Source organism: Smaragdicoccus niigatensis DSM 44881 = NBRC 103563 (assembly GCF_000380645.1).
In the GTDB taxonomy this organism is placed as follows: Bacteria; Actinomycetota; Actinomycetes; order Mycobacteriales; family Mycobacteriaceae; genus Smaragdicoccus; species Smaragdicoccus niigatensis.
The window spans coordinates 14,800-40,614 of record NZ_AQXZ01000014.1 but is presented as its reverse complement, the minus strand read 5'-3'; the positions used below and the strand labels follow the sequence as shown (position 1 = coordinate 40,614).

Here is a 25,815-nt window from a genome sequence, read left to right as displayed (position 1 = left end):
CAAGTCCGGGAACGCAGTCGGCGCCACGGTCACGCGCGGACGCGCGGCTTCTGGGACAGGCGCGGGAGTCACCACGCCGGTCTGAGTGTTCAGGCGGGCACCGGCAAGGCGTCGGCAGGTATGTGGCACATCTGGTTGGACGCGCGCAGCAAGCTCCTGGTTCCGCTGAACCCACACACTGTTGTTCCAGAGCTGGCTGTACAAACCAGCAGCTTTGTACAAGCGAGCCGGTGAGAGAATGGTTCCCCCGGGCGAAACCGCTAGCCCCACCCGAGTTCGTGCAATCGCTTCTCGTCGAGCCCGAAGTAATGCCCGAGCTCATGCCGGACCGTCACCTCGATTTCGTGCACGAGATCGTCTTCGTCGTCACACATCTCCATGAGCGGCTCGCGAAAGATCATGATCCGGTCGGGCAGCGACCCGGCATAGTTGCTGTCCCGCTCGTCCAAAGCCACACCGACATAGACGCCGAGCAGATGCGGATCGTCCGGGTCGCGGTCTTCGACGAGGAACACCACGTTGTCGATCGCGCGCGCGAACTTCTCCGGAATGCGATCGAGTGCATCCGACACGAGCTCGTCGAAACGGCCCGTGTCGATGTGAACAGGCACTAGTTCCCGCCGGGCACCGGAGCAGGCTCGGCTCCCGGAAGCGGCGTCGGCATCGAGCGGCCTTCCGGCGCGCCGGCCAGCGGAACCGGCTTCTGACCGTTGATCAGCAGACCGTCCGTCTTGGCCGAATTCACCAGCGGCGCAAAGCCACCCGTGTCCTGCTTGCCGACCGAGCAGTTGACCTTCTTGCTTCCGGCGAGCCAGCTGATCGGGTCCGGGTTGTCCCAGAACAGTGTCAGGGTCTTGTTCTTGAGGGCGTCCGGAGAGCCGAGGTAGGCGTTTGCGGCGTCGGTGCACACCTTGTTGAGGAACTTGTCCTGGTTCTCGACCGACGGCGAACCCTGCTTGAACTCGGCGCCGAGGTCGACCACGGAGATGATCTCGAAGGCGTGTTCCTTGTTGCAGTCGATCGGGTCGGTGGGCTGACCCTGCATGATGCCGACGCATGTACCCGGGTCCCAGACGCGGGACTGGTCCTGGTCCGCGACCGAACCCTTCATCGGCTGGAGGCGTCCGGTCGTCGCGGTGATCTGCAAACCACAGCGAAGCGTGCGCTCACCGGCGGCCCAACCCTGCGGGCCCGGGTTGATCAGGCCGGCGCTGAACTTGCCGAAGGGGTCGAGCTTGCCGTGCAGGTAGGACTTCGCGGCGGGGACGCAGTGGGTATCGCGCAGTTCGGCGAAGCGGAGGGTGCCCGGGAAGGGGGAGTCCGGCCCGAATTCGGCGGTCGGGTACTTGGAAAGGTCGACCTCCGCAGTCACCTCGAACAGGTGCTGTTCCTTGCAGTCGACCTTCGCCAGGTCGCTGGCATCCGGCTTCTGCCACGTCAGGCAGTTGCCCTCTTTGGCCGTGCCGAATGCCGGACCGGCCTTCGCGCCGGTTGTGGTCACCGCGGCAGCTGTCGAAGACTCATCCGAGCTCCGGAGCTGGCTGGCTGCGATGGCGGTTCCGGCCACCAGCGCAGCGATGACCGCAGCCGCGAGGATGCCGCGGCGGATCCAGACCTTGCGGTTTCCCGACTTCGTGAACGAACTCGGCGCGTCCGGACCCGGAGCGACCTCCGAAAATGACTTGGTCACCGTGCTCGGAGGGGTGGGCTCGCCGGTTTTCGGCTTCCGAAGGCGCATGAACTCCGAGAATACCCAGTTGCGGCCCGCTGCCCGTTGAGGCGCTGCGTGACGATAGGGTTTTAGGCGTGATCGACCTGAAGTTCGTACGCGAAAACCCGGCAGCCGTTCGCGACTCCCAGCGGTCCCGCGGCGAGAATCCGGACCTGGTCGATGCCCTCCTCGAAGCTGACGCCCAGCGTCGCGCCGCGATCAGCGCGGCCGACCAGCTGCGCGCCGAGCACAAGTCGCACGGCAAGCTGATCGGTCGCGCCGCGAAGGAAGACCGACCGGCGATGCTCGCTCAGGGTGCCGAGCTCTCCGCCAAGGTGAAGGCGGCCGAGGTCGAGGAGACCGCTGCCGAAGCTGCTCTCGATGCCGCACATCGTGCGATTCCGAACGTCGTCGAGGACGGAGTTCCCGCTGGCGGCGAGGACAACTTCATCGTCCTCGAGACCGTCGGCGACATTCCCGATCTCGGATTCGAGCCGAAGGACCACCTCACGCTCGGCGAGTCGCTCGGACTCCTCGACATGGAACGCGGCGCGAAGGTTTCGGGCTCGCGCTTCTACTTCCTCACCGGGTACGGCGCTCTGCTGCAGCTCGGATTGCTGCAGCTCGCGATTCAGAAGGCGGTCGCCAACGGCTTCACGCCGATGATTCCGCCCGTGCTCGTGCGACCGGAGGTCATGCAGGGCACCGGATTCCTCGGTGCGCACGCGGACGAGATCTACCACCTCGAAGAGGACGACCTGTACCTCGTCGGCACCTCGGAGGTTCCCCTCGCGGGGTACCACAGCGGCGAGATCCTCGACCTGTCGAACGGTCCGATGCGGTACGCGGGCTGGTCGTCGTGCTTCCGCCGGGAGGCTGGCAGCTACGGCAAGGACACGCGTGGAATCATCCGTGTTCACCAGTTCGACAAGGTCGAAATGTTCATCTACGCGCGTCCCGAGGACGCGGTCGCCGAGCATCGTCGCCTTCTCGCGTGGGAGCGCGAGATGCTCGCCGCGATCGAGGTTCCGTACCGCGTGATCGACGTCGCCGCCGGTGATCTGGGCTCGTCCGCGGCGCGCAAGTTCGACTGCGAGGCGTGGGTTCCGACGCAGCAGACCTATCGCGAGCTGACCTCGACGTCGAACTGCACGACCTTCCAGGCGCGCCGACTCGGAGTTCGGTACCGCGATGAGAACGGCAAGCCACAGGTCGCCGCCACGCTCAATGGAACGCTCGCCACGACGCGGTGGATCGTCGCGATTCTCGAGAACCACCAACAGGCCGACGGCAGCGTGCGGGTTCCGCAGGCGTTGGTGCCGTTCGTGGGGACGGATGTACTGAAGCCGAAAGGCTAGCTAGGTGCGCCTCAACCGGTTAGTCGCCACGGCCCAGTAGATTTCACTCCCGTGGCGAGTGCCGGGAAAGCCCGCGCCTTGGCGATTGTTGCAATCGCGGGTGTCGTAGCCGTCGCGGGTGTCGTCCTCACCGCGCAAATGTCGAACCAAGACGATGTGGCGGACACGTCTGTCCAGGTGACGACCACTCTTGCCATCAGCCAGCCGGCGACCGCAACGTGGGTGACCCCGTCGCGCAGCCCCCAACCATCGATCACGCCAGCGGCCAATACCGAGGATCCGGGGACGTCCCCGATCACGGTCGAGCGACCGCTGGTCCGGGCCAAATGTGTACTCCCACATTGGTCGGACGGTGACGAGCCATTCCTGCGTGCGGCGCTCGTCTGCCTCGACGATGCGTGGCGCCCACTTCTCGAATCGATCAAGGTCGACTTCACGCCGCCGACCCTCGTGCTCAGCGGCACTGGTACCCCGCCCGACTGCAAGCAGAAGCTCGAAAACAACAGCTACTACTGCGCTGGAACGATCTACCTCGACCAGAACAGCTACCAGAAGACCTCGGCCGGACGGGCGGCCGTGGCGATCGCGGCGTTGTCGATGCTGTCGCACGAGTACGGACACCACATTCAGCAGCTCAGCGGCACTTTGCCGGCCGCGGTGTCCCGAATCGACGCCGCCGGCCGGACGACCCCGCTCGGCCTCGAACTGACCCGGCGAACCGAACTCCAGGCCCAGTGCCTGGCGGGGATGTTCATCGGCGCAACCTTCGACGAAGTGACCGTCGACGTCGCCAAGCACGACAGCTACACCCGTGGAGATGCCCCGAAGCGGCCGGCCGATCACGGGTCGTCGTCGCACTTCGGCGGCTGGTTCAGTATCGGCGCCGATCTCGACTCGTTGTCGGTGTGCAATACCTGGACGGCCTCGGCCGACTCGGTCAGCTGAGTGCGGAACCAAGCCGCACTCATCGTCGCGGTTCTGATCGGGATCGCGGTCGCCATCCAGTCGCGACTCAATGGCACCCTCGGCACGCGCATCCATGACGGCGTGGCCGCGGCGATCGTCAGTTTCGGCTCGGGACTCGTCGTTCTGGTGGTGTTCACCCTGGTCAGCGCCGCGCGACGGGCGCGGATGGCGGAAGTTGTGACAGCGGTACGCACCGGGCGCCTGAAGTGGTGGCACTGCGTCGGCGGTCTCGCGGGTGCCTCGGCAGTGGCCAGTCAAGGCATCACGGTCACGACGATCGGCGTCGCGCTGTTCACCGTTGCGATCGTCGCCGGACAGGTCGTCAGCGGCGTGCTCGTGGACCGGGCGGGTCTCGGACCGTCGGGTCGGAGTCCGATCACAGCGCGGCGAATAGCCGGAGCCGCGATTGTGCTGGCGGCGGTGGCGATCGCGAGTCACTCGTCGATCACCAGCGGCACGAATTGGTTGTTCGTCGTCTTTCCGGTCGTCGCGGGCGCCGCGACCGCATGGCAGATGGCGGTCAACGGGCGGGTCGCCGCGGTAGGCGGGCCGATGTCATCCGCGCTGGTCAACTTCATCGTCGGCACGTCGGCCTTGCTCGTGGTCGGCGCAATCGTGGTCGCGAACCGCGGTTGGCCGGGAGCGCTTCCGCACGAGCCGTGGCTCTATCTCGGTGGATTGCTCGGAATTCTCTTCATCGCGGTGTCGGCGCGGATCGTTCACGGCCTGGGAGTGCTGTTGTTGGCGCTCGCCACGATCGCCGGCCAGCTCATCGGCGCGCTCGCGCTCGACGTGTTCGTGCCCGCAGGTCGGCACCTCAATTGGGGAGTCGTCGTCGGATGCGTGCTGGCATTGGTGGGGGTGTGGGTCGGCCGTCGCGGTGGAACGCAGCCCGGACATGACCAAGGCGGCACCGAATGACGGTGCCGCCCCAGATCAGCTAGCCGAGGTCAGGCGAATCCACCCGCAATGCGGCCTCCTCCCGGGGCTGGTGGTGGGAACTTGCTCTCGATTTCGATCTTCCGACGGTCCGTGAACCAGGCCGCGATGAGCATCGCGAGACCGATGGCCAGGGCCGGGCCTTGCCACCAGTTGCTAGAGCTGTTGTGCGAGACCGGAATGATCCCGGGCGCCATTGCCTGCGAAACCGCAGTCGTGCCGGTCGGTGCGGCGGGTACGCCGGGTGCGGACGCGAGTTTCACGTCGGCCCCAATGGTCGAATCACCGACGATCGCAGTGACGCTCGGCGGTTCGAACACCACTTGTCCAGCGGCTTGTGCCTGCTGGGCCTGGTTGGCGTTCTGCACCCACCTCGGGTAGTAGCCCGTGTAGATGAAGACGTCGTCGCGGTAGTACCCGGTGCACCACAGTCCGCTGGGAGCGATGTAGGTGTACTGCTCGCAACCGCAGCCGTCCCAGGTCACTCCGCGGACACCGAGGATGAACTGGAGCAACTGAGCGCAGGAGTTCCCGGACGTGTGAATCCAGCCCACGCCTTCAACCCAGAAGTTGAAGTTGCATCCGTCGAACCACGATGCGTGCGCAGCGACTGCCCGCAGGCAGGCGTTGGTCACCGTGACCTGGGAGCCGTTCCAGCAGGTGCTGAGCCAGGCCAGGTCAGTCGCGTTCACAGACTGCCGAGAGGACTCGGTCGATCGGTGGCGCGTGTCGTCCTGAGTTCCGGTCGTCACCGTGGTCACCAGCGTGGGGCGGGCGATGTTGGGCAACGCCGGGAAGTCCGGACGCGCGATCTTGGGTAGCAGCCCGGCTGTCAGGATGTTCGGGATCGCCGGCTTCTGGAAAGTCGGGACGGCCGAAGCGCCTGGCAGATTCACCGTCGGAAGCGTGACTGTGGCTGCCTTTGGCAAGGCTGGCGCGACTACACCTGGCAAGGTTGCGTTGGCGGCATTCTCGGTGACCGCGGCTGCTTTGTTGGCGGCATCCGTCGCAACGGTTGCGGCCGCGGTGGCGGCCTTCGTCGCGGCGTTTGCTGCGGCTGCCGAAGCAGCTTGAGCTGCGGAAACCGCGTTAGGTACGACGACTGCTGCGGCTGGCGCCTTGGGGTCCGGAACGGTCGCAGCCACAACCGCTGGCTTGGCAACGTCTGGAGCCGCGGGCGCTGGAACGACTACCGCGGGCTTCGGAATGTTGGCCACTACCGCTGGTTTCGGAACATCCGGAACCACAGGTGCTGGAACGACTACCGCTGGCTTTGGAATGTCTGCAACCACGGCTGGTTTCGGAACATCCGGAACCACGGGCGCGGGAATCACCGGAGCCTGAACGACCGGACGCGGAACCTCCGGAATGACCGGTGGCTCGTAGACAGGTGCTGGTGGCGGGACGTACGCGGGTTTCGGCGGTACGTAGGCCGGTCTCGGCGGTGGTGGGGGTGGCACGTATGCCGGCACGTCGGCAGCCGGTGGAGCGACCTCCTCGGTGGTGTCCGGGTCGAGTACGGGTCGGTGTGGACGTGCGCCCGCGGGTCCTCCGGTGAAGAGGACCAATGCAACGCACATTGGGCCGAGAACTATCGCTCGGCGGATGAATATGGCACGCAAAGGATGCCCCTTTGTCCTGGATTCCCGCAGGGACCGGGAACCACAGACGCGGCTCTTTGTAGAGATCGGTTTGGGGGCTTGTGGCCGTCAAACCACAGGAAGGCAAGCCGAATCTTCCTGTCTGGTGTTTCTCCGGCTGCCCATACCAGCGTCGAAAAATGGCCACACTAGCGCCTCAATGGGCACCTGCCGTCGACGAGCTTGATCGCTGGGTCTAGACGAGCTAGATCACAGGGATCTACTAGCAAGGTTCCTCCTTTTGCGAGCTCAGCGCCACGAATAAGTCGACCAATTTGGGTGAATTTCGGGTGGCCTATGGGCCTCGTTGACGGCTCGTCACCAGTGGATGAGGTGAGGCTCTCTCACGTACCGGGTTACGTCACCGTAAGTCGACCGCTACGCTATCGGCGTGGATCCGGTTTATCGCACCGTCGTCGGCTTTGCTCGCACGCTCTTCGCTGTCCAGGGCCTGAAGTTCACCGTGAGTGGTCACGAGAACATCCCGGACAAGGGTGGCGCGGTTGTCGCGATCAACCACACCGGTTACCTCGACTTCGCGTACTCGCACCTTCCGGCGCGGTCGTTCAAGCGGAAGAAGAACCGCTACATCCGCTTCATGGCGAAGAAGGCCGTGTTCGACAACGCGATCTCGGGCCCGATCATGCGCGGCTGCAAGCACATTCCGGTCGACCGTGAGGCTGGTGCCGGTGCCTACGCGGTCGCCGTTGAGCGCCTGCAAGCCGGAGAACTCATCGGCATGTATCCCGAGGCGACCATCAGTCGCAGCTTCGAGATCAAGCACTTCAAGTCCGGCACTGCCCGCATGGCGCTCGAGGCCGGCGTGCCGATCATCCCGGTCATCGTGTGGGGTGCGCAGCGCGTCTGGACGAAGGGTCAGCCCAAGCACATGGGCCGCACCAAGACCCCGATCGTGGTCATGGCTGGTACGCCGCTGCAGCCCGAGGGTTCCGCTGAAGAACTCACCGCGACCCTCCACCAGGTGATGGCAGACATGCTCGCGAAGGCGCAGCAGGACTACCCGATGGAGCCGGGTGCCTATTGGGTTCCCGCCCGCCTCGGCGGTTCGGCCCCGACACTCGAAGAGGCCAACAAGCTCGACGAGGCGGAAGTCGCGGAGCGTCGCGCCAAGCGCGAGGCGAAGGGCGAGTAGTCCGGCTCAGTTGAGCGGAATGTCGTTGTCGCCCTTCGACGCCTGATACTGCTCGGACAGTTCCTGGTACCGGTCCTTGATGCGTTTGATCTGCTCGATCAGTTCGCTCCGGAGCGGCTCTGCCTCGGCATCGGCGAGTGCGGGGATCGAATACGCGGTCCAGAACTTGTTGGTGCGCCGATATCCGCCGGGCTCGAGGCCGAACAGTTCCTTGAGGATCGTGAGGTCATGCGGGATCGCGAAGGCGTCCCGGGAATCCTCGTGGCTGTAGAAGTAGTAGTAATTGTCGAATCCGGCCCACGTGATCGCTGACATGCACAACGTGCATGGCTCATGCGTCGTGAGGAACACGAGGTCCTTCGTCGATGGCCGGTCGGCCATTTCGTAGAACTGATTCAGCGTGTTGATTTCGCCATGGAGGAGTGGGTTATCGGTTTCGCTGTTGGTCCCGGCAATAACGAGAGACAAGTCCGATTTCCGCAGGACAGCCGCGCCGAAAACCTTGTTTCCGGAAGCGACGCCGCGCGCTGTCATAGGCAGGATTTCGGACTCGATCACTTCGAGTAGGCGGGCCGCGATCGGTGTGTCGGCCATGTCCGAATCGTAACCCCGCGACCTCGACAAAAAACAGGGAACCGTACCGGATGGATTGGTGGGCGGGCGTGTCGCCGGGATACTGGCCTTGGGCGCGACGTGAACTCCGTCGGCGTGTGACGCTGCCCATTTCCCCAGCATTTCGGCCTGAATCCCTGGTACGCAGGTGCCAGCAATGGTTCGATTTTGTTAGAGCTTTTATCCCAAAACGGAGGTGCTCGAAATGCCATATGACGTTGCTCGGTCTGGCCAGGAAGCCGGCGCTGCAGCCGCCGATGTAGCCAACAAGGCCGCGGAAGCTGCTGGTTCGGCGATAGGCACGATAGGAGATGTCGCCCGGGCCGGTGCCAGTGCCGCGGGTTCGGCCGTCAGTGCCGCGGGCGGTGCTGCCGGCACGGCAACCGACCTGGTCGGCAAGGCCGCCGATGCCGGAGCAATGGGGGCCGGCAAGGCCGCTGAAGGAGTGGCCGATGTGGTCGCCAAGGCCGCCGAAGCTGCCGCGGAAGCTGCGCGCATCGCTGCCGAAGCCGCACGCGTAGCAGCTGATGCCGCCGGCAAGGCCGCGGAAGCGGTGTCGTCGGTGGCCGCGATCTTCGGCCGATCGATCGAGGCCGGCGCGAACGCGCTGAACAAAGCGGCCAACGCGGCCGGCGGCGCAGTCGGGTCGGCGACGGACGCTCTCGGCTCTGGTGCGGGTGCACTCGGCGCTGCCGTTGGTGGCGTCGCGGACACCGTCATTTCGTCCGGAACGGGCGCCGCGAGCGATGTCCTCGACACCGGAACCTCCCTCGGCACATCGACGTTGAGCACTGCCACCGGGCTTATCGGCAAGGCTGGTTCGACGGTCGAGTCGGTCGTGGGTAGCGCTGGTTCCGCCGCGGGTAAGGCACTGGATGCGGCGGCCGACGTCGCCAAGAAGGTCGCCGGGGACAAGGAGAAGGACGAGGTTCCGCCTCCGCCGACTCAGTACTACGACCCCAATTTCGGGCGGTAAACGCCGGGCGAAACCTCGAATCCGCGCAGTGACGTCATCCGCCATGCACTGCGCGGATTTCGCTGCTCGGGCACTATGGATCCATGGCTGACGAATGGTTGAACATCGAAAAACCGCACCTCGTCGCCACTGACGTGGATGGAACGCTGCTCGGTGACGACGAACGAGTGAGCGCGCGCAACCGCGATGCGGTCAATGCGGTCGTCGCGGACGGGGTTCCGTTCGTGCTGGCCACGGGCCGCCCGCCGCGCTGGATCACGCCGATCACCGAACAGCTTGGGTACCACCCGCTCTCCGTGTGCGGAAACGGCGCGGTGATCTACGACAGTGCCGCCGACCGGATCTTGCAAGCGTGGACGCTCGACGTCAACACGATGCACATGATCGCCGGAATGGCACTCGCGCTGTTCCCCGGATGTGGCCTGGCGACTGAGCGAGTGGGGGAGAGCGCCCACGACCAGGCCAATCCACAGTTCGTCACGTCGCCGGACTACGAGCACGCCTGGCTGAACCCGGACAACATCGAGTTGACGACTCGCGACGTTCTCGCGATGCCGGCCATCAAGATGCTGATCCGATTCCCGACCGCGACGAGCGACTGGATGTACGAACGCCTCGCGCCGTTGGTCGGCGACAGCGGGGACGTCACCTTCTCGACCGACAAGGGACTCCTCGAAGTGTCCGCACCAGGGGTCACGAAGGCTTCCGGGTTGCGTTGGGCTGCAGATTATCTGGGTGTTGAGCCGAGTCGTATCGTCGCGTTCGGAGACATGCCCAACGACGTTCCCATGCTGCACCTCGCGGGCCATGGCGTGGCCATGAAAAACGCACACCCGGACGCCGTCGCCGCGGCGAACGAGGTCACTGCCTCGAACTCCGACGACGGGGTCGCCCGGGTGTTGGAGCGCTGGTGGACTACTGGGTCGTGACGACGCCGGTCAGCTTGTTCAGGATCAGCGATCCGCGCTGGAACTTGAACGTCTGAGTGTCCGCCGTGGCCGAGTCGGCGAGCGGCATTCCGAGCTGGCCGGTGACGTTGCCCGAGGCCATGAACTTCTTCAGCACCTCGCCCAGCAGCACGATCGTCTGCGGCTGGGTCGACGCGGTGTCGGCCGTGCCCACAGTGGTCGGCTTGGCCGCGGTGAAGATGATGCCGTTCGCGAATTTCGCGACCGACTGACCGCTCGACGTCGTGATCAGGCCGGTCAGCGCCGGTCCCAGCTTGCCGGTGGCACCGCCTTCAGCAACCCAGCGCTTGGCGACTGCGTTGTCGTCGGTCGGCTGCAGCACGGCCGTGGTGAGCCCGGTCAGCAGCGTCGACAGTGATCCCGTCGCCGATGTCGTGGTCGCTCCCGAGGCGGCCGCGGCGTCGGCGGGTGCCGAAGCCTTGATCTCCGCGGGGAGGTCCGGTGCGGCCGGAACCGCAGCGGCATCCGCGGCCGGAGCCTGCGGGGTCGTCGGGGTAGCCGGCGTCGTGTTTCCAGTCCCGGCGAGCAGCTGCGCAATGTCCGGCAGCGGAAGCGACTGCGGGGTCACGCCCTGGACGCTCGCGGCGATGGTGCGGATCTGGTCGAGGTCGGCGTAGGCGGCGTCACCGGGGCAGTCCGTGGTGCCGACGTCGCGGTGGGCGAAGATGTTCGGCAGATCGACGGCTTCACCCTGCGGGTACTTCGTGTACGACGTGCCCTCCGAGTAATGCGTGGCGTGACCCTTCGGGTCGACGCCGGCCATCTTCAGGCGCCAGCCGAGGTAGGTGCCCGTCGCCTTGAGTTGCTCGGCGGTCGGCTGCTCGGTGTCGAAGGTGCCCATCATCGCGACACCCACGGTGTTCTCGTTGAAGCCACCGGCGTGGGCGCCCTCGACGTTGCGGGTCATGCCGCCGTAGCGACCTTCGAAGGTGCGTCCAAAGCGGTCGACGAGTGCCTGGTAGCCGATGTCGCACCAGCCCAGAGTCTGTGCGTGGTACTTGTAAATCGCGCGGACGATGCCCGCCGACTCCTCCGGCGTGTAGTCGTTGCGGCCGGCCGTGTGGTGCACGGTTCCGGCGCTGACCGCGTCGTCGTAGGTGGGGTCTTCGCAGCGCATCGACTCGTCGGCGCCCCACGCGGCGCGCGTCACGACCTCAGGTCCGCCGTTCGGCAGCTTCTCGAACTTGAGGTTCGCGTCATCGGTCGTCTGACCTGGATCGATGAGGACGGCGGTGAGGTCGTCAGCGGTCGTGGTGGTGGCTGCATTGGGATCCGGGCTGGTCGATGCGTTGGCATCGGTGGTTGCCGCGGTCGCGTCCGTCGGCGCGGCGGCTGGGTCCGCGGCGTGCAGCGGGGTGCTGAACGCGGCGGGCTTGATGCCGGTCGCGGCGGCCTGCGGCACCTGCTCGAGCGCCTGGCCGGCAGCAGCGGCTTCCTTCAGACCGGAGGTCAGCATGACCTGGACGTCGTTCGTCTTGCCGACGTAGATCGGGTCGGTACCGGTGAGCGCGCCCGGTTTGTTGTCGCGCCAGCCGAGTGCCTCAGCCTCGGTCCACGGACCCCACGAGCCGTTGGCGAGTTTGGGTCGCACCTGTGCGACCGTTCCGCCGGCCATGTCCTTCGCGGCGAGCGCGACCATACTGAACGGCTGGTCGCGGTGGATTTCCTTGACCTGAGTGCCGTACTTGTCCGCGACATCCGAGGGCAGCGTGCCCGGGTTGACCGGCGCCGATGGATCGGTGATGGGCGATTCGCCCGGCGCACCCGGAAGCGAAACCGGGAGCTTGATGCCGCCGGGCAGCGGCAGCGACGTGAGGTCCGACAGGCGGAAGTCGGGGAGGTCGAGACCAGTTAGTTGCTTAATCGGAATGACAACGTCTGGGACCGTCTTCAGCAGAACAGACGCTAAATCGGTTGGATGGGCGTTATCGGCGTTCTTGATGTCGGGTCCGTAATTCAGTCCGATGACTCCGAGCGGACTGGCAACTGTGGCAAAGGCAACGACTCCGACGACGAGCGAATGCTTCCGGCGGCGGTTCGGCAAGGCGGACTCCCAAGATCTGCGGATGTAACTAACCGCACGCTACTGAGGGCAAAAGACCCTATTCAACCTCCAGTAGAGGGTTAGCCAGGATTGTGTCCAAAGCGCATCCCAATGGATCCGGTTGGCGTTACACGTAATTGGTTTTGTATTAGGAACGCCTAATTCGAAATCAGGAGGGGTCGACGTGCGCGCACCGCGCTGGGGTTTTATCGCTTCGTCTGCCGTCGTCGGCCTTCTCTTCGCATCCGGACCGGCTTTTCAGCCCGTCGTCGCGGCCGATGCCGTGTACACGTTCGTGGGTCTCGGCAACGGTCATGGCCGAGGCATGGGGCAGTGGGGTGCCTTCGGCTATGCGCAGATGGGCTGGACCGCGGAGAAGATCGTCGGCCACTTCTACCCGGACGCCACGCTCGGTAAGGCACCGGCCGCGCCGATCACTGTTCGCCTCGAATACCGCGACGGCAAGAACCTCGACGTCACCTCCGATGCCGGAATGTCGATCGACGGGCAGAAGGTCGCGCCGGGTCAGGCCATCCATCTCGACCTCAGCGGCAACTACACCGTCACCGACGGTTGCAACGGTGGCCAGGTGTCCACCGGGCACTCGGACAGCATGCGCGTCGACCCCATCACGGCCGGAATCAACCGCCCGGAGAACGAGCACCTGCAGTTCTGCGGCGGAAATGCGTACCGCGGTTCGCTCGGGCTTGCCGACGACGGCGGCGCAAAAACGGTCAACACCGTCGACGTCGACGACTACCTCCGCGGCGTCATCCCGTCGGAGATGATGGCGGGCTGGGCGGACAAGAACGGCTTCGAAGCGCTGCGCGCACAAGCGATCGCCGCGCGTTCGTACTCGCTGTCCGAGCACCGCACGGACTACGCGCAGACCTGTGACACCCAGTCGTGCCAGGTGTACGCGGGGTCGAGCATCGAAGACCCCCGCACCGACAAAGCGGTCCAGAGCACGGCGGGAACCGTCCTCATGCAGGACGGCAAGATTCTGCGCGCCGAGTATTCGGCCTCGACCGGTGGTCTCACGGCGAGCGGAATCGTCGACGAGGGTGACCGCGTCGCGCCGGGTCACTGGGAGAAGGCCGTCACCGCCGGCGACATCGGCAAGGCGTTCGGCGTCGGCAACGTCGAGTCGGTCGAGGTGACCAAAGCCCAGGACCGCCACGTCACGTCGGTCCACATCGTCGGCAGCGACAAGACGATCGACGTCTCCAACGTAGAGCTCAACGGCAAGCTCGACATCGGGACGAACGAATTCCAGATCATCGTTCCGGGTGCACTGCCCGCCCCGAAGCCGGGCGAGCCGGCGGTGCCGGCACCGCAGGACGTTCCGACCGCGCCGGTGCCGCAACTGCCGATTTCGGTCCCGACTCCGGAAACGGTTCAGGAGATGGCAGGGCTGGCCGGATCACTGTCCGGACCGGTGCTTCAGCAGGTCATCGCCAACCTTCAGCACCTCTTGGCGCCAGCTTCTCAATAACCCTTGACATTGACGTTGCGTCAACTTGCAGACTTGTTCTCATGACGCGATACGCACGACCCGAGTGGTCGATCCAAGAGCTTGCGAAAGCTTCCGGAACGACCAGTCGGGCGTTGCGGCACTACGACGAGATCGGGTTGCTCCCACCCACTCGGATCGGCAGCAACGGATACCGCTACTACGACGAGGAAGCCCTTCTTCGTCTGCAGCGGATTCTGCTTCTGCGTGATCTCGGGTTGGGGCTACCCCTGATCGCCGACGTCCTGCGCGGCCAACAGGACACGGTGTCCGCACTGTCGATCCACCTGCGCTACCTCGAAGAGGAGCGAAGCCGGATCGGCCGGCAGATCGCATCGGTGAAATCAACCATCAGCAAGACACAAGGAGGTGAGCCACTCGTGGCTGACCAAGTATTCGACGGATTCGACCACACGCAATACAAGGACGAGGTGATCGACCGCTGGGGCAAGGACGCCTACGAGAGCGGTGATCGCTGGTGGCGAGGCATGACCGAAGAGCAGAAGAAGGACTTCGGCCAGACCCACCTCGACATCGCGGCGGACTACGGCAAGGCACATGCCGCCGGACTGTCCATCGAGTCGGACGAGGTTCAAGCCATCGTCAAGCGGCACTACGACTGGATCGCCGTCGGTTGGCAGGGACGCAAGCCCACTGCCGATGCCTTCACCGGCCTCGGCGAGATGTACGTCGCCGATGACCGATTCCGCGCGAACTACGACGTCCACGGCGCGCAGACCGCCGAGTACGTCCGGGACGCCATGGTCGCCTACGCGCTCAAGGAGCTCGTCGGCTAGGTCGTTCAAAACGATTCGGTGCTCTCTCGGAGTCGCCATCCACATATATGGATTACGCCGCCGGGAGAGCACCGTTCCGTTTGGCACCTCACCACACAAACGGGATGATGCGCTTGCGCGTCGCGGCGAACTCCCGATATCGATCGCCGAGGTCCCGCTCGAGCTCCCGTTCCTCGACTCGGATCCGGTTCAGCGTGCCGATGAAACTGACACCCACGATCAAGGCGAGTGACAGCCAGTTCGCGTAGAGCAATCCGATGCCGATCAAGACGAGCAGGATCGCCGCGTAGCTCGGGTGCCGCAGCACGCGATACGGGCCGGTCGAGACAACGCCCTGATCAGGGCTCGTCTGCACGCGGAAGGTGAAGTATCGGCCCAGAGCGCGGAAGCACCACAGCCGCAACGCGATCCCCGCCCACAGGATCACGAGCCCGATGGTGGCAGGCACAGCTTGCGGGTGAATCGCCGCAGCGGGAACCAGCCGCGATGCCGCGACCGCGCCGAGGAGGCCCGCGATCCCGAAGATCTTGACGACGCGGTAACTCCCTGCATCGGCGTTGCGGGCATCAGCACGCCGTTGCCGGCCCTGGCGCAGCTCGATCACCAACCACCCGACCAGGGTGATCAGGACGACTAACTGCAGCACTACCAGGGAGAAGTGCATGTCCCGATCGTAGTTCGGCGCCGCGGCTGAGAGCCCTCTATGAACCCGACACCCCCGGGCGCGCGAAAAGCCCCCGGGGCGATCGGCTCCGATAGGCTGAACCACCGTGACCGGTGCAAATACAGACGGCCGTTTCGACCTGATTGTCGTCGGTTCAGGATTCTTCGGACTCACTGTCGCGGAACGATGCGCCTCGCAGCTCGGCAAGCGTGTGCTGGTCCTGGACCGTCGCCACCATCTGGGTGGGAACGCCTACTCCGAAGCTGAACCAGAAACCGGCATTGAGGTGCACAAATACGGTGCCCACCTCTTCCATACGTCGAACCAACGCGTGTGGGACTACGTCACGCAGTTCACCGAGTTCACCGGTTATCAGCACCGCGTCTTCGCCCTCTACAAGGGCCAGTCGTACCAGTTCCCGATGGGACTGGGTTTGATCTCGCAGTTCTTCGGTAGGTACTACAGCCCGGAAGAGGCGAAGGCGCTCATCGCCGAACAGGCCTCCGAGTTCGACAGCAAGGACGCGAAGAACTTCGAGGAAAAGGCGATCTCCCTCATCGGCCGCCCGTTGTACGAGGCGTTCGTGAAGGAGTACACCGCGAAGCAGTGGCAGACCGATCCGAAGAATCTGCCCGCCGGGAACATCACGCGACTGCCGGTCCGCTACAACTTCGACAACCGCTACTTCAACGACACCTACGAGGGTCTGCCGGTCGACGGCTACACGAAGTGGCTCGAGAACATGGCCGCGCACGAGAACATCGAAGTTCGGCTGAATACGGATTACTTCGACGTCCGCGACGAACTTCGCGCCGAGAACCCGGGAGCACCCGTCGTATACACCGGTCCGCTGGACCAGTACTTCGACCATGCAGAAGGTGAACTTGGTTGGCGCACACTCGATTTCGAGACTGAAGTGCTGCCGATCGAGGACTTCCAGGGCACCCCGGTCATGAACTACAACGACGGCGATGTGCCATATACCCGTATTCATGAATTCCGCCACTTCCACCCCGAGCGTGATTACCCGAAGGACAAAACGGTGATTATGCGGGAGTACTCGCGATTCGCCGACGAGGGTGACGAGCCGTATTACCCGATCAATACTCCGGAGGATCGCGCGAAGCTCACCGCTTACCGTGCCCGCGCCAAGCAGGAGACGGAGTCCGCGGGTGTTCTCTTCGGTGGACGATTGGGTACCTATCAGTACCTCGACATGCACATGGCGATCGCGAGTGCGTTGGGAATGTACGACAACGTGCTCCGTCCGCATTTTTTAGACGGTGAGCCGTTGCACGAAGTGAACGGGACCGATTAGTGGGAGAGACAAACGTGAGTTCAGCAGTGCAGTTGCTCCAGCGCGTCATTTTGCCGCGCCCGGGCGAACCGCTGGACGTGCGATCGCTCTACATCGTCGAAGCCGAGACCAACCCGCGCCGGTCGCATGCGCCGGCCCGCACGTCTCTGAGCATCGGCGCCGAGTCGGAAGTGTCGTTCTCGACGTACTTCAACGCTTTCCCGGCGAGCTACTGGCGGCGCTGGACGGTCCTCAAGACCGTCGTCCTGAAGCTGCAGCTCAGTGGACACGGACGCGCGGATGTCTACCGCTCGAAGGTCGATGCGTCGCGCATTCACATTCAGGGCCAGGAATTCAACAACGAGACGATCGAGTTTGAGGTCGAGCTCGCGCCGTTCGAAGACGGTGGCTGGATCTGGTTCGACATCACGAGCGACACCAAGGTCGAGCTGGAAGCTGCGGGTTGGTACGCACCGCAAGCGGCTCCGGGTGCGGGGACGATCGCCGTTGGAATCCCCACGTTCAACCGGCCGACCGACTGCGTCAAGGCACTCAAGGCGCTGGTCAGCGACCCGCTCGTCATGGAGCACGTCACCGCGGTCATCGTCCCCGACCAGGGCACGAAGAAGGTCGTCGACGAGCCCGGCTACGACGAGGCCAAGGCCGCGCTCGGCGACATGCTCACCATCCACGACCAGCCCAACTGGGGTGGATCGGGTGGATACAGCCGCATCATGTTCGAGGCGCTCAAGCGCACCGACGCCGAGTACATCCTGTTCATGGATGACGACATCGAGATCGAGCCGGACTCGATCCTGCGCGCGCTCGCCTTCGGGCGTTATGCGAAGAAGCCGATGCTCGTCGGCGGGCAGATGCTCAACCTGCAGGAACGCAGCCACCTGCACACCATGGGCGAGATCGTGCACATGCCGCACTTCATGTGGGGTGCCGCGCCGAACGTCGAGTACGACCACAACTTCGCCAAGTACCCGCTCACCGACCGCGAGAACTCGGTGTTGCTGCACCGCCGCATCGACGTCGACTACAACGGCTGGTGGATGTGCCTCATCCCGCGCCAGATCGCGGAGGAGATCGGTCAGCCGCTCCCGCTGTTCATCAAGTGGGATGACGCCGAGTTCGGTCTGCGTGCTCGTGAGGCCGGCTACCCGACGGTCACCATGCCGGGTGCGGCCATCTGGCACATGGCGTGGAGCGACAAGGACGACGCCATCGACTGGCAGGCGTACTTCCACCTGCGCAACCGCCTGGTCGTCGCCGCGCTGCACCTCGACAACGATGGAAAGGCCCTGGTCAAGAACACGATCAAGGCGACCATCAAGCACCTCGTGTGCCTCGAGTACTCGACCGTCGCGATCCAGAACCTGGCGATCGAACACTTCCTCGCCGGGCCGGACGGCCTGTGGGATCTGCTGCCGAGCGCGCTCGGACAGGTCCACGCGATCCGCAAGGAGTACCCGGACGCCGTCGTGCTCCCGACCTCGGCCGAGCTGCCGCGTGCGTCGCGCGCGGATGTCCCGGCCGTCGGGATTCCGACGAACCCGATCGCGAAGGTCAAGCGCCTGGCCAACGGCGTGCTGCACAACCTCAAGCCCGCCAAGGAACAGCATCACGTGACGCCGCAGCTCAACGCGACGACGGCCGAGGCGCGCTGGTTCCTGCTGTCGCAGGTCGACGGTGTGACGGTCACGACCGCCGACGGTCGGGGAGTGGTGTACCGCCAGCGCGACCGCGAGAAGGCCAAGGACCTCCTCAAGGAGGCGTTGCGCCTGCGCAAGGAACTCGCGCGCCGATTCCCGGAGATGAAGGCGCAGTATCGCGCCGCGCATCCGGTGCTCACGAGCCGGGAACGTTGGGCCGAGTTGTTCGCGACGGTGGACCAATGATCGACACCACTGCGCGGGAGATCGCGATCCTCGAAACCGTCCAGTCGACGGTCGGGTCGCATCCCGCTGCCATTCCCGCCGCACGCGCGATGTCGCACTTCGGCGAGCACGCGCTCGGCTGGATGGGCATCGCCGCGGTCGGCGCCTTGGCTGACCCGGCGCGGCGCAAGCAGTGGATCGGCGTCGGGGTCGGCGCGGTCGGCGCGCATGCGGCATCGATCGTCATCAAGCGAGTGGTTCGGCGTCGTCGTCCGGATGACCCGCGCGTTGTCGTCAACGTCAGCACTCCGAGCCGTTTGAGCTTTCCGTCGTCGCACGCCACGTCGACGACCGCGGCGGCGATCCTCCTGGGCCGCCTCACCGGGCTGCCGGTGGCGCCGATCATCGTGCCGCCCATGATGTTGTCCCGGCTGGTCCTGGGCGTCCACTACCCGACGGATGTGGCAGCGGGAGCGGCGCTCGGCGCTGCCTCGGCCGCCGCCGTCATTGCATATGAGAACCGGAGCCAGCGATGACTGCTGAAGCAACCTTGCCGAGGAATGAGATGAGTGAAGAGCCGACCACCGCCGAACTGGCGTCCGGTGTGGTGAAGGGCCCGCCGAAGACACTCGCTGCCGGTCTCGTGAAGGCGATTCGGCCGCGGCAGTGGATCAAGAACGTGCTCGTTCTGGCCGCTCCAATGGCGGCCGGTTCGGTCACCGACCTGGGCGTTCTCGGACCTGTTGCGATCGCGTTCGTCGTGTTCTGCCTCGCCGCGTCCGGCATCTACCTGATCAACGACGCGCTCGACGTCGAGGCCGACCGTGCCCACCCGACGAAGCGCTTCCGTCCGATCGCCGCCGGTGTCGTCCCGATCAACCTGGCCTATGCGCTGTCGGTCGTCCTGCTGACCGCGTCGGTCGGCCTGTCGTTCCTGGCGGACTGGCACCTCGCCGTCGTCATGGGTGTCTACATCGCGATCCAGATCGGCTACTGCTTCGGCCTCAAGCACCAGGCCGTCATCGACATCTGCATCGTGTCGTCCGGCTTCCTGCTGCGTGCCGTCGCCGGTGGTGCGGCTGCGTCGATTCCGCTGTCGCAGTGGTTCTTGCTGGTCATGGCGTTCGGCTCGCTGTTCATGGCGGCTGGGAAGCGCACTGCCGAGCTCGAAATCGCGCTCACCACGGGCAAGAAGATCCGCAAGTCGCTCGAGTACTACACGCCGACCTACCTGCGCTTCATCTGGGGCATGGCGGCGACCGCTGTCGTCATCTTCTACGGTTTGTGGGCATTCCAGCAGGATGCGGCGAAGCAAACGTCGTGGTTCGCGATCTCGATGATCCCGTTCACGGTCGCGATCCTGCGCTACGCGGTCGTCGTGGACAGCGGACGCGGAGGTGAACCCGAGGAGATCGCGCTCGGTGACCGAGTGCTTCAGGTCCTCGCGATCGCCTGGATCGGAGTCGTTGGTGTCGCTGTCTACTTCGTTTGACGATGAGCTTGTAGACCAGGAGGTCATGGAGGAAAGCGCAGAGCCGGACGGTGAGGGTCCGGACCCCGCGCCCACGCCTCATCGGGACCGACTGGACAGCCTCAGCCGACTCGTGTTCCCCACCGGGATCGCGGTGTCGGTTGCGCTGTTTCTTTACGGTGCTTGGGAGCGACGCTGGATCGCCGATGACGGGCTCATCGTGCTGCGGACGGTGCGCAACCTCCTCGCCGGCAATGGCCCGGTGTTCAACGCTGGGGAACGCGTCGAAACGAACACGAGCGTTCTCTGGACGTACCTGAACTTCCTGGTCACGTGGGCCACTGGGGCCCGCCCGGAGTATGCGGTCCTCGGTCTGACGCTGGTCCTCGACGCGTTCGCGGTGGTGTTCGCGCTGCTAGGCGCGGCCCTGCTGTGGCACTTGCGGCCCGGCAAGGTCCTGCTGCCGGCGGGGGTTCTCGCCTACATCGCCCTTCCGCCCGCGCGCGACTTCGCGACGAGCGGACTCGAGACGCCGCTCATCATCTTCTGGCTCGCGCTCATGTGGTGGTTGCTGCTGCGTTGGGTTCGGCGCAACCCGCTGCCGGTTGACGGCGCGGCACTGCAGCCGATGCTTCTTCCGGCCTTCATGGCTGGTCTCGGCCCACTTGTGCGACCGGAACTCGCGATGATGTCGGCGCTGATCCTTGGCTTCATGGTCGTGGTACCGATTCGGCGCCCGCTGCGGTCGATCCTCGTGTTGGCCGCGGTCGCCGGGTTCGTCCCGGTCGCGTATCAGATCTTCCGGATGGGCTACTACGCGTTGCCCTATCCGAACACCGCACTGGCCAAGGATGCGACCGGTGCGAAGTGGCACCAGGGCTTCCTCTACCTGTCGAATCTCGTCAATCCGTACTGGCTGTGGCTCCCGGTTGCGTTGTTGGCGATCGCGGCAGTCGGCAATATCCGCCCACCGCATCGACACCGGACCCGGCGAGACGACTCGGAGGAGTCCGAGGAGAAGCGGTCCTGGACAGTCAAGGAAGTACTCCGCCTGCTTCAGGTGCGGGCGTTCTCACCGACGTCGGTGGTCGCGATCTTCGTCGCGAGCGGACTGTTGATGGGCGTCTACGTCCTCCGCGTCGGCGGTGACTTCATGCACGGCCGCGTTCTGCTGCCGGCATTGTTCGCGTTGATGCTGCCGGCGGCGGCGTTGCCCGTGCGCTTCCGTGGTTTTCAGTACTCTCCCTTGCGATTCCCACGGACGATCGCCGCGGTGACGGCGGTGGCCTGGGTGGGCATCGCGGGCTGGGCGGCGGCGTGCGCGACGGTCCCGGGCATGCCGAACGGCACCGTGATCGGCAAGAGCGGCATCGTCGATGAGCGCGGCTTCTACGTCTTGAACACCGGCCGCTCGCACCCGATCCGCGCTGAGGACTACATCGACTTCCCGCGGGTGCGCGCGATGTTGCAGACAATCGAGCAGCGCCCCGACGGCGGACTCCTGCTGGCGACGAATACGTTCATGAACTGGGCTGTCACCCCGCCGCCGCAGCCGATCCCGGAGGGCGGGGCAGAACAGGTCGTCTACTTCCTCAACCTCGGGATGTCGAGCATGAACGTGGGCCTCGATGTTCGCGTGATCGACCAGATGGGGCTTGCCTACCCGCTCGCAGCACACTCACAGCGACTTGACGACGGCCGTATCGGTCACGACAAGTCACTGCCCCCGGACTGGGCGGTCGCGGACACCGGCATGGTCGACAAGCGGCCGTGGATGCCGCCGATCGCGAACGAGACGTGGGTCGCCGAAGCACACGTGGCGTTGAGCTGTCCCGAGACCCAGGCGGTGCTGAATTCGACCCGCGCGAAATTGACAATTCACCAATTTGTCTCGAATTTCATTCACTCAATTCAGTTCGCGCGCTACAGGATTGACCGCATTCCTGAGTACGACCTAATTCGCTGCAAACTTCAACTGCCTCAGTAGTAACATCAGTCACACGAGGAACGACACTCTAGTCACGGACTAGCGAACGTTTCGTAACGACACTTACTTGTGTCATTTCGGTTCGGAGACGTCGGTTCTTGTTCGACCAGTCCTTGATCAAAGATGTTCTTGGACGGTGCCGTGACCATGAAAGGGGCCCTGCTATGCGCGATCGTCATGATCGCATTAGCGAGCGATTCGGTTTGCTGAAGCGTTTCTCAGTTTCAGCTTTGCTCGCGGTACTACTGCCAGTGATGGTGGGGCTGACTGGACTCAGCGCAACCGCGTCGGCGGCGTACCACAAGGGATTTGGCTCCGACCTCTGGGTTAAATCCAGCATGGGCCCAATCAAGAACCGCGTATTCCGCGCTGCCGATGGCAGCACGAACCGCGTTGTCATCGCGCTCGACGGTCTGCGCGCGACCACTGACATCAGCGGTTGGGAGCATGAGACCGAGATCGCCGGCGCACTGACGCGTGCCGGGTTCAACGTCGTCATGCCGGTCGGCGGTCACTCGAGTTTCTACGCGGACTGGCAGGCGCCGAGCGCCGGCAAGTTCTACAAGTGGGAGAGCTACCTGACGGGCGCGCTGCGTGGCGCACTCGGTGGGCAGGGCTTCAAGACCAGCCGGATGGCGGTCATCGGTCTGTCGATGGGTGGTGGGGCCGCGGTCAACCTGGCCCGCTGGCACCCGGACATGTTCAGCTTCGCCTCGTCGATGTCGGGGTACCTGAACACGACCGCACCTGGAGTTTCGCTGGGTATTGGTGCCGCGATGCGGGACGAAGGTGGCTTCGACGTCAACGCGATGTGGGGCCCGCCGGGATCGCCGGCGTGGTACCGCAACGACCCGACCGTTCAGGCGGGAGCACTGTCGCAGATCGGTACGCGGCTGTGGATCTCGGCCGGTACCGGCATTCCAGGTGTTCCGGACTTCGCGGGATTCGATCAGTTGGTCAACCTCCCGGCTGCGGTGGCTCTGGAAGCGCTCGCACAGATTCAGACCCGGGCCTTCCAGGTCGCTTACACGCTCGCCGGTGGACACAACGCCGTGTTCTCGTACCCCGCAATCGGCACGCACCGCTGGAACTACTGGCAGGACCAGGTGTTCCAGATGATTCCGGACATGCGGGCACACACGGGTTAACCCCGGACACGTTCGTCAGAAGCGGCCGTCGCACTTCCAGTGCGGCGGCCGCTTTGTCGATTCAGATCGGCCTCGAATGGGCGATATTGCGGTCTCCCGACGAATGATTGCCCAATGCAGAGGGATTGAGTGCGATGGCAACCGCGCCCCTGGGAACCGAATCCAACGGCCACCGGAAAGCCCCGCGGGTGATGTTCACCACGGGCGGGTGTGCGCCGCGTGGCAACCGTGACTCGTGGGGCGTGGAGTGTACAAAAGATCCATAACCAGGCTTGTGCCTTCACCAGCGCGGGCTTGAAACGTGATCTGAGCTACACCAGACCAAGACGGCCACTCGGGAGAGACATTCGATGCGACGCGCACACCGCCTGAGGTCCCGCGCACTCGTGCTCTGCGCTACTGCCCTCGTCACGCCATTCGTGGTGCAGGCCGCGACCAGTGGAGTCGCCGGCGCGATGCCCGCGCACGAGGCGCCCGCGGCCGGAGCAACCGTCAAGCGGGTCACGTGGATGACCGACCGCCGCGTTGAACTCGAGATCTTCTCTCCCTCCGCGAACGGTCCCGTCAAGGTGCAGTTGCTGCTCGCGCGCGACTGGTACGCCAAGCCGACCGCGAAGTTCCCCGTCGTCTACATGCTCGACGGACTGCGCGCACAGGACGACGAAAGCGGCTGGACCAAAGACGCCCGGGCCGAGTCGTTCTTCGCGGAGAAGAACGCGAACATCGTGCTGCCGATCGGCGGCCAGTCGAGCTTCTACACCGACTGGCAGAAGGCGGACCAGGGCAAGCACTACATGTGGGAGACCTTCCTCACCAAAGAACTGCCGCCGATCCTCGAGGGCCAGTGGCGGTCGACGAATGTCCGTTCGGTCCAAGGTCTGTCGATGGGTGGCGCGGCCGCGATGATGCTCGCGACGCGTAACCCGGGATTCTTCAAGGAAGCCTCCTCGTTCTCCGGATTCCTGCAGACGACGTCGATGGGAATGCCCCAGGCGATCCAGTACGCGCAGCACGACGCGGGCGGGTTCACGACCGAGAACATGTGGGGCAAGCCGGAGGACCCGGATTGGGCGGCCCACGACCCGTACGTGAACGCGGACAAGCTGCGCGGCACCGCGCTGTACGTCTCGTCGGGCAGCGGAAGCACGGGTGCCTACGACACCCCGACCAACATTCCGGGCGTCAGCACCAACACCCCGGGTATGGGCCTGGAGATCTTGTCGCGATTGAGTTCGCAGAACTTCGCCACCAAGTTGAACGAGCTCGGGATCCCGGCTCAGGTCGTTTATCGGCCGTCGGGCACGCACACGTGGCAGTACTGGGACTTCGAGATGCGCCAGGCGTGGCCCACGGTCGCGAACGCGCTAGGTGTCGAGAACGAAAAGCCGGCGTGCAAGGTCGGTGGCGCCATCGCGAACACGGTGAAGGCGAACAAGTGGCTCGGCGACTGCCTCACCGGTGAGTACCCGGCCGGCGACGGCGTTGCGCAGGACTTCCGCTTCGGCCGCGTCACGTGGTCCAAGGGCACCGGTGCGCAGGCAATTGGCGGACGCATCGGTGGTCTTTACTCGGCTACCGGCGGAACCGCGGGCCCGCTCGGACTTCCGGCCGGACCGGAGAAGGCACTGCCGAACGGCATCGGCCGGATCCAGACCTTCAAGAACGGACTCATCTACTGGTCGCCGAGCACGGGTGCGGCTTCGGTACGTGGCGCGATCAAGGACGCCTACGCCAAGCAGGGCTTCGAGCGTGGCCCGTTGAAGCTGCCGGTCGCCGATGAGCACAAGACACCGAAGAAGAACGGTTCGGTCCAGCCCTTCCAGGGCGGCACGATCCTGTTCTCCCCGGCTACCGGAGCACACGCTGTCCAGGGCAAGATCCAGGACAAGTACGCTTCCACTGGTTGGGAGAACGGACCGCTCGGGTTCCCGAAGAGCGACGAGGTCGCTCTGAAGAACATGGGTCGCGTCACGCTCTTCGAAGGTGGCAGCATCTACTGGAGTCCCGCCACGGGCAATGCCTGGGTCATCAAGAATGGCCCGGTCATGGACGCATACAAGGCGGCGGGATACGAAAAGGGCAAACTCGGCTACCCGACGGGTGACGAGTCGCCGATTCCGGGCGGAGTGCAACAGACATTCCAGTTCGGCGTGATCAAGATAGTCAATGGCAAGGTGACGGTGGCGTGATGTTTTCGACCCGCAAACGGGTGCAGGCTCGGCAGACCGCGGGGGCGGCGCTCTCTTTCCTCGCGGTAACCGTCCTCGTGGCTGGCTGCGGTTCGAACGACGTGAGCGAGTCCGGGGGCGCAGGTTTGACGACTCCGCCGACATCGGCGGGTACCGCGGGTTCACAGATGCCCGCGGCGACCGCTCCCGACGAGACCCTCCAGAACCAGCCGAGCGGTTTCCCAGGCCCGGCGCATCCGGACGTCGACCCCAACGCGCCGCTGTTCCTCGCCGCGCTCAAGAAGTCGGACGTCCCGTACTCGGGCAACGGAAACAATGCGGTTTCGATCGGCGAGTACGTGTGTGCCGCCACGCGCGACCGTATCGACGAAGACCGCATCAGCATCAACGTGCTCGCGATGGCCGGCAATGAGCAGCAGCTGGCGCAGTCGCAGTTCCCGCCGGACGATGCGACGAAGATCTACATCGATTCAGCGCGCAGCACACTGTGCAAGTAACT

22 protein-coding genes are annotated in these 25,815 nt (G+C 64.8%); 16 read left to right on the top strand and 6 right to left on the bottom strand.

Annotated features, from left to right (window positions below):
• Positions 1-260: 260 nt before the first annotated feature.
• Positions 261-611 (bottom strand): metallopeptidase family protein, encoded by a 351-nt coding sequence (locus F600_RS0107165; RefSeq protein WP_018159917.1) that lies wholly within the window; start codon positions 609-611, stop codon positions 261-263.
• Positions 611-1,738 (bottom strand): septum formation family protein, encoded by a 1,128-nt coding sequence (locus F600_RS0107160; protein ID WP_018159916.1) that lies wholly within the window; start codon positions 1,736-1,738, stop codon positions 611-613. The genes F600_RS0107165 and F600_RS0107160 overlap by 1 nt, the downstream gene beginning before the upstream one ends.
• Before the next feature lie 68 nt (positions 1,739-1,806).
• Between F600_RS0107160 and serS the strand changes: the two genes are divergently transcribed.
• Genes serS through F600_RS0107145 form a run of 3 tightly spaced genes read left to right on the top strand, consistent with a single transcriptional unit; the run spans position 1,807 to position 4,956 of the window.
• Positions 1,807-3,069 carry a serine--tRNA ligase gene (gene serS, locus F600_RS0107155; protein ID WP_018159915.1) on the top strand — a complete coding sequence of 421 codons (1,263 nt, stop codon included), beginning with the start codon at positions 1,807-1,809 and terminating at the stop codon, positions 3,067-3,069.
• Between the two features lie 51 nt (positions 3,070-3,120).
• Positions 3,121-4,014, top strand: a complete 894-nt coding sequence (locus F600_RS27325) for a neutral zinc metallopeptidase (RefSeq protein ID WP_018159914.1) — start codon at positions 3,121-3,123, stop codon at positions 4,012-4,014.
• Positions 4,015-4,956 carry a DMT family transporter gene (locus tag F600_RS0107145; RefSeq protein WP_018159913.1) on the top strand — a complete coding sequence of 314 codons (942 nt, stop codon included), beginning with the start codon at positions 4,015-4,017 and terminating at the stop codon, positions 4,954-4,956.
• Between the two features lie 29 nt (positions 4,957-4,985).
• Here the strand turns inward: F600_RS0107145 and F600_RS0107140 are convergent, their stop codons facing one another.
• The gene (locus F600_RS0107140) at positions 4,986-6,554 is read right to left on the bottom strand and encodes a hypothetical protein (RefSeq protein WP_026306260.1); all 1,569 of its coding nucleotides are present in this window, start codon (positions 6,552-6,554) and stop codon (positions 4,986-4,988) included.
• A 451-nt stretch (positions 6,555-7,005) separates the two neighbouring features.
• Between F600_RS0107140 and F600_RS0107135 the strand changes: the two genes are divergently transcribed.
• Positions 7,006-7,767 carry a lysophospholipid acyltransferase family protein gene (locus tag F600_RS0107135; RefSeq protein WP_018159912.1) on the top strand — a complete coding sequence of 254 codons (762 nt, stop codon included), beginning with the start codon at positions 7,006-7,008 and terminating at the stop codon, positions 7,765-7,767.
• A 6-nt stretch (positions 7,768-7,773) separates the two neighbouring features.
• Here the strand turns inward: F600_RS0107135 and F600_RS0107130 are convergent, their stop codons facing one another.
• Positions 7,774-8,361: a deaminase gene (locus F600_RS0107130; RefSeq protein WP_018159911.1), complete on the bottom strand. Its 588-nt coding sequence runs from the start codon at positions 8,359-8,361 to the stop codon at positions 7,774-7,776.
• Between the two features lie 223 nt (positions 8,362-8,584).
• On the opposite strand from F600_RS0107130, the gene F600_RS30180 reads away from it, so the two are divergent.
• A complete protein-coding gene (locus F600_RS30180; protein ID WP_156024464.1) occupies positions 8,585-9,355 on the top strand; it encodes a hypothetical protein in 771 nt (256 codons plus the stop codon).
• A gap of 83 nt (positions 9,356-9,438) precedes the next feature.
• Positions 9,439-10,284, top strand: a complete 846-nt coding sequence (locus tag F600_RS0107120; RefSeq protein ID WP_018159909.1) for an HAD family hydrolase — start codon at positions 9,439-9,441, stop codon at positions 10,282-10,284.
• Here F600_RS0107120 and F600_RS27310 read toward each other — a convergent pair.
• Complete coding sequence (locus F600_RS27310) at positions 10,271-12,367, bottom strand: N-acetylmuramoyl-L-alanine amidase (protein WP_018159908.1); 2,097 nt, start codon at positions 12,365-12,367, stop codon at positions 10,271-10,273. The genes F600_RS0107120 and F600_RS27310 overlap by 14 nt on opposite strands.
• Before the next feature lie 184 nt (positions 12,368-12,551).
• On the opposite strand from F600_RS27310, the gene F600_RS27305 reads away from it, so the two are divergent.
• On the top strand, positions 12,552-13,862 hold the full coding sequence (locus F600_RS27305) for a SpoIID/LytB domain-containing protein (protein WP_018159907.1): 1,311 nt from the start codon (positions 12,552-12,554) through the stop codon (positions 13,860-13,862).
• A gap of 41 nt (positions 13,863-13,903) precedes the next feature.
• Positions 13,904-14,677, top strand: a complete 774-nt coding sequence (locus tag F600_RS0107105) for a MerR family transcriptional regulator (RefSeq protein WP_018159906.1) — start codon at positions 13,904-13,906, stop codon at positions 14,675-14,677.
• An 88-nt stretch (positions 14,678-14,765) separates the two neighbouring features.
• Here the strand turns inward: F600_RS0107105 and F600_RS0107100 are convergent, their stop codons facing one another.
• Positions 14,766-15,341 (bottom strand): methyltransferase family protein, encoded by a 576-nt coding sequence (locus F600_RS0107100; RefSeq protein ID WP_026306258.1) that lies wholly within the window; start codon positions 15,339-15,341, stop codon positions 14,766-14,768.
• Between the two features lie 106 nt (positions 15,342-15,447).
• On the opposite strand from F600_RS0107100, the gene glf reads away from it, so the two are divergent.
• The 8 genes from glf to F600_RS27300 all read left to right on the top strand — a co-directional run bounded on the left by glf (position 15,448) and on the right by F600_RS27300 (position 25,813).
• Entirely contained in the window at positions 15,448-16,659 is a 1,212-nt protein-coding gene (glf, locus tag F600_RS0107095; RefSeq protein WP_018159904.1) for a UDP-galactopyranose mutase, read from the top strand.
• 14 nt (positions 16,660-16,673) lie between these two features.
• Positions 16,674-18,542 carry a glycosyltransferase gene (locus tag F600_RS0107090; protein WP_174523546.1) on the top strand — a complete coding sequence of 623 codons (1,869 nt, stop codon included), beginning with the start codon at positions 16,674-16,676 and terminating at the stop codon, positions 18,540-18,542.
• Entirely contained in the window at positions 18,539-19,057 is a 519-nt protein-coding gene (locus F600_RS0107085) for a phosphatase PAP2 family protein (protein WP_018159902.1), read from the top strand. The genes F600_RS0107090 and F600_RS0107085 overlap by 4 nt, the downstream gene beginning before the upstream one ends.
• Before the next feature lie 29 nt (positions 19,058-19,086).
• Entirely contained in the window at positions 19,087-20,013 is a 927-nt protein-coding gene (locus tag F600_RS0107080; RefSeq protein ID WP_026306255.1) for a decaprenyl-phosphate phosphoribosyltransferase, read from the top strand.
• A 25-nt stretch (positions 20,014-20,038) separates the two neighbouring features.
• Entirely contained in the window at positions 20,039-21,979 is a 1,941-nt protein-coding gene (locus F600_RS0107075; RefSeq protein WP_018159900.1) for an arabinofuranosyltransferase AftB family protein, read from the top strand.
• Positions 21,980-22,317: 338 nt separating this feature from the next.
• Complete coding sequence (locus tag F600_RS0107065; protein ID WP_245541488.1) at positions 22,318-23,127, top strand: alpha/beta hydrolase; 810 nt, start codon at positions 22,318-22,320, stop codon at positions 23,125-23,127.
• A 350-nt stretch (positions 23,128-23,477) separates the two neighbouring features.
• Positions 23,478-25,316: an alpha/beta hydrolase-fold protein gene (locus F600_RS0107060; protein ID WP_081628754.1), complete on the top strand. Its 1,839-nt coding sequence runs from the start codon at positions 23,478-23,480 to the stop codon at positions 25,314-25,316.
• Positions 25,316-25,813 (top strand): DUF732 domain-containing protein, encoded by a 498-nt coding sequence (locus F600_RS27300; protein WP_018159897.1) that lies wholly within the window; start codon positions 25,316-25,318, stop codon positions 25,811-25,813. The genes F600_RS0107060 and F600_RS27300 overlap by 1 nt, the downstream gene beginning before the upstream one ends.
• Positions 25,814-25,815: the final 2 nt, after the last annotated feature.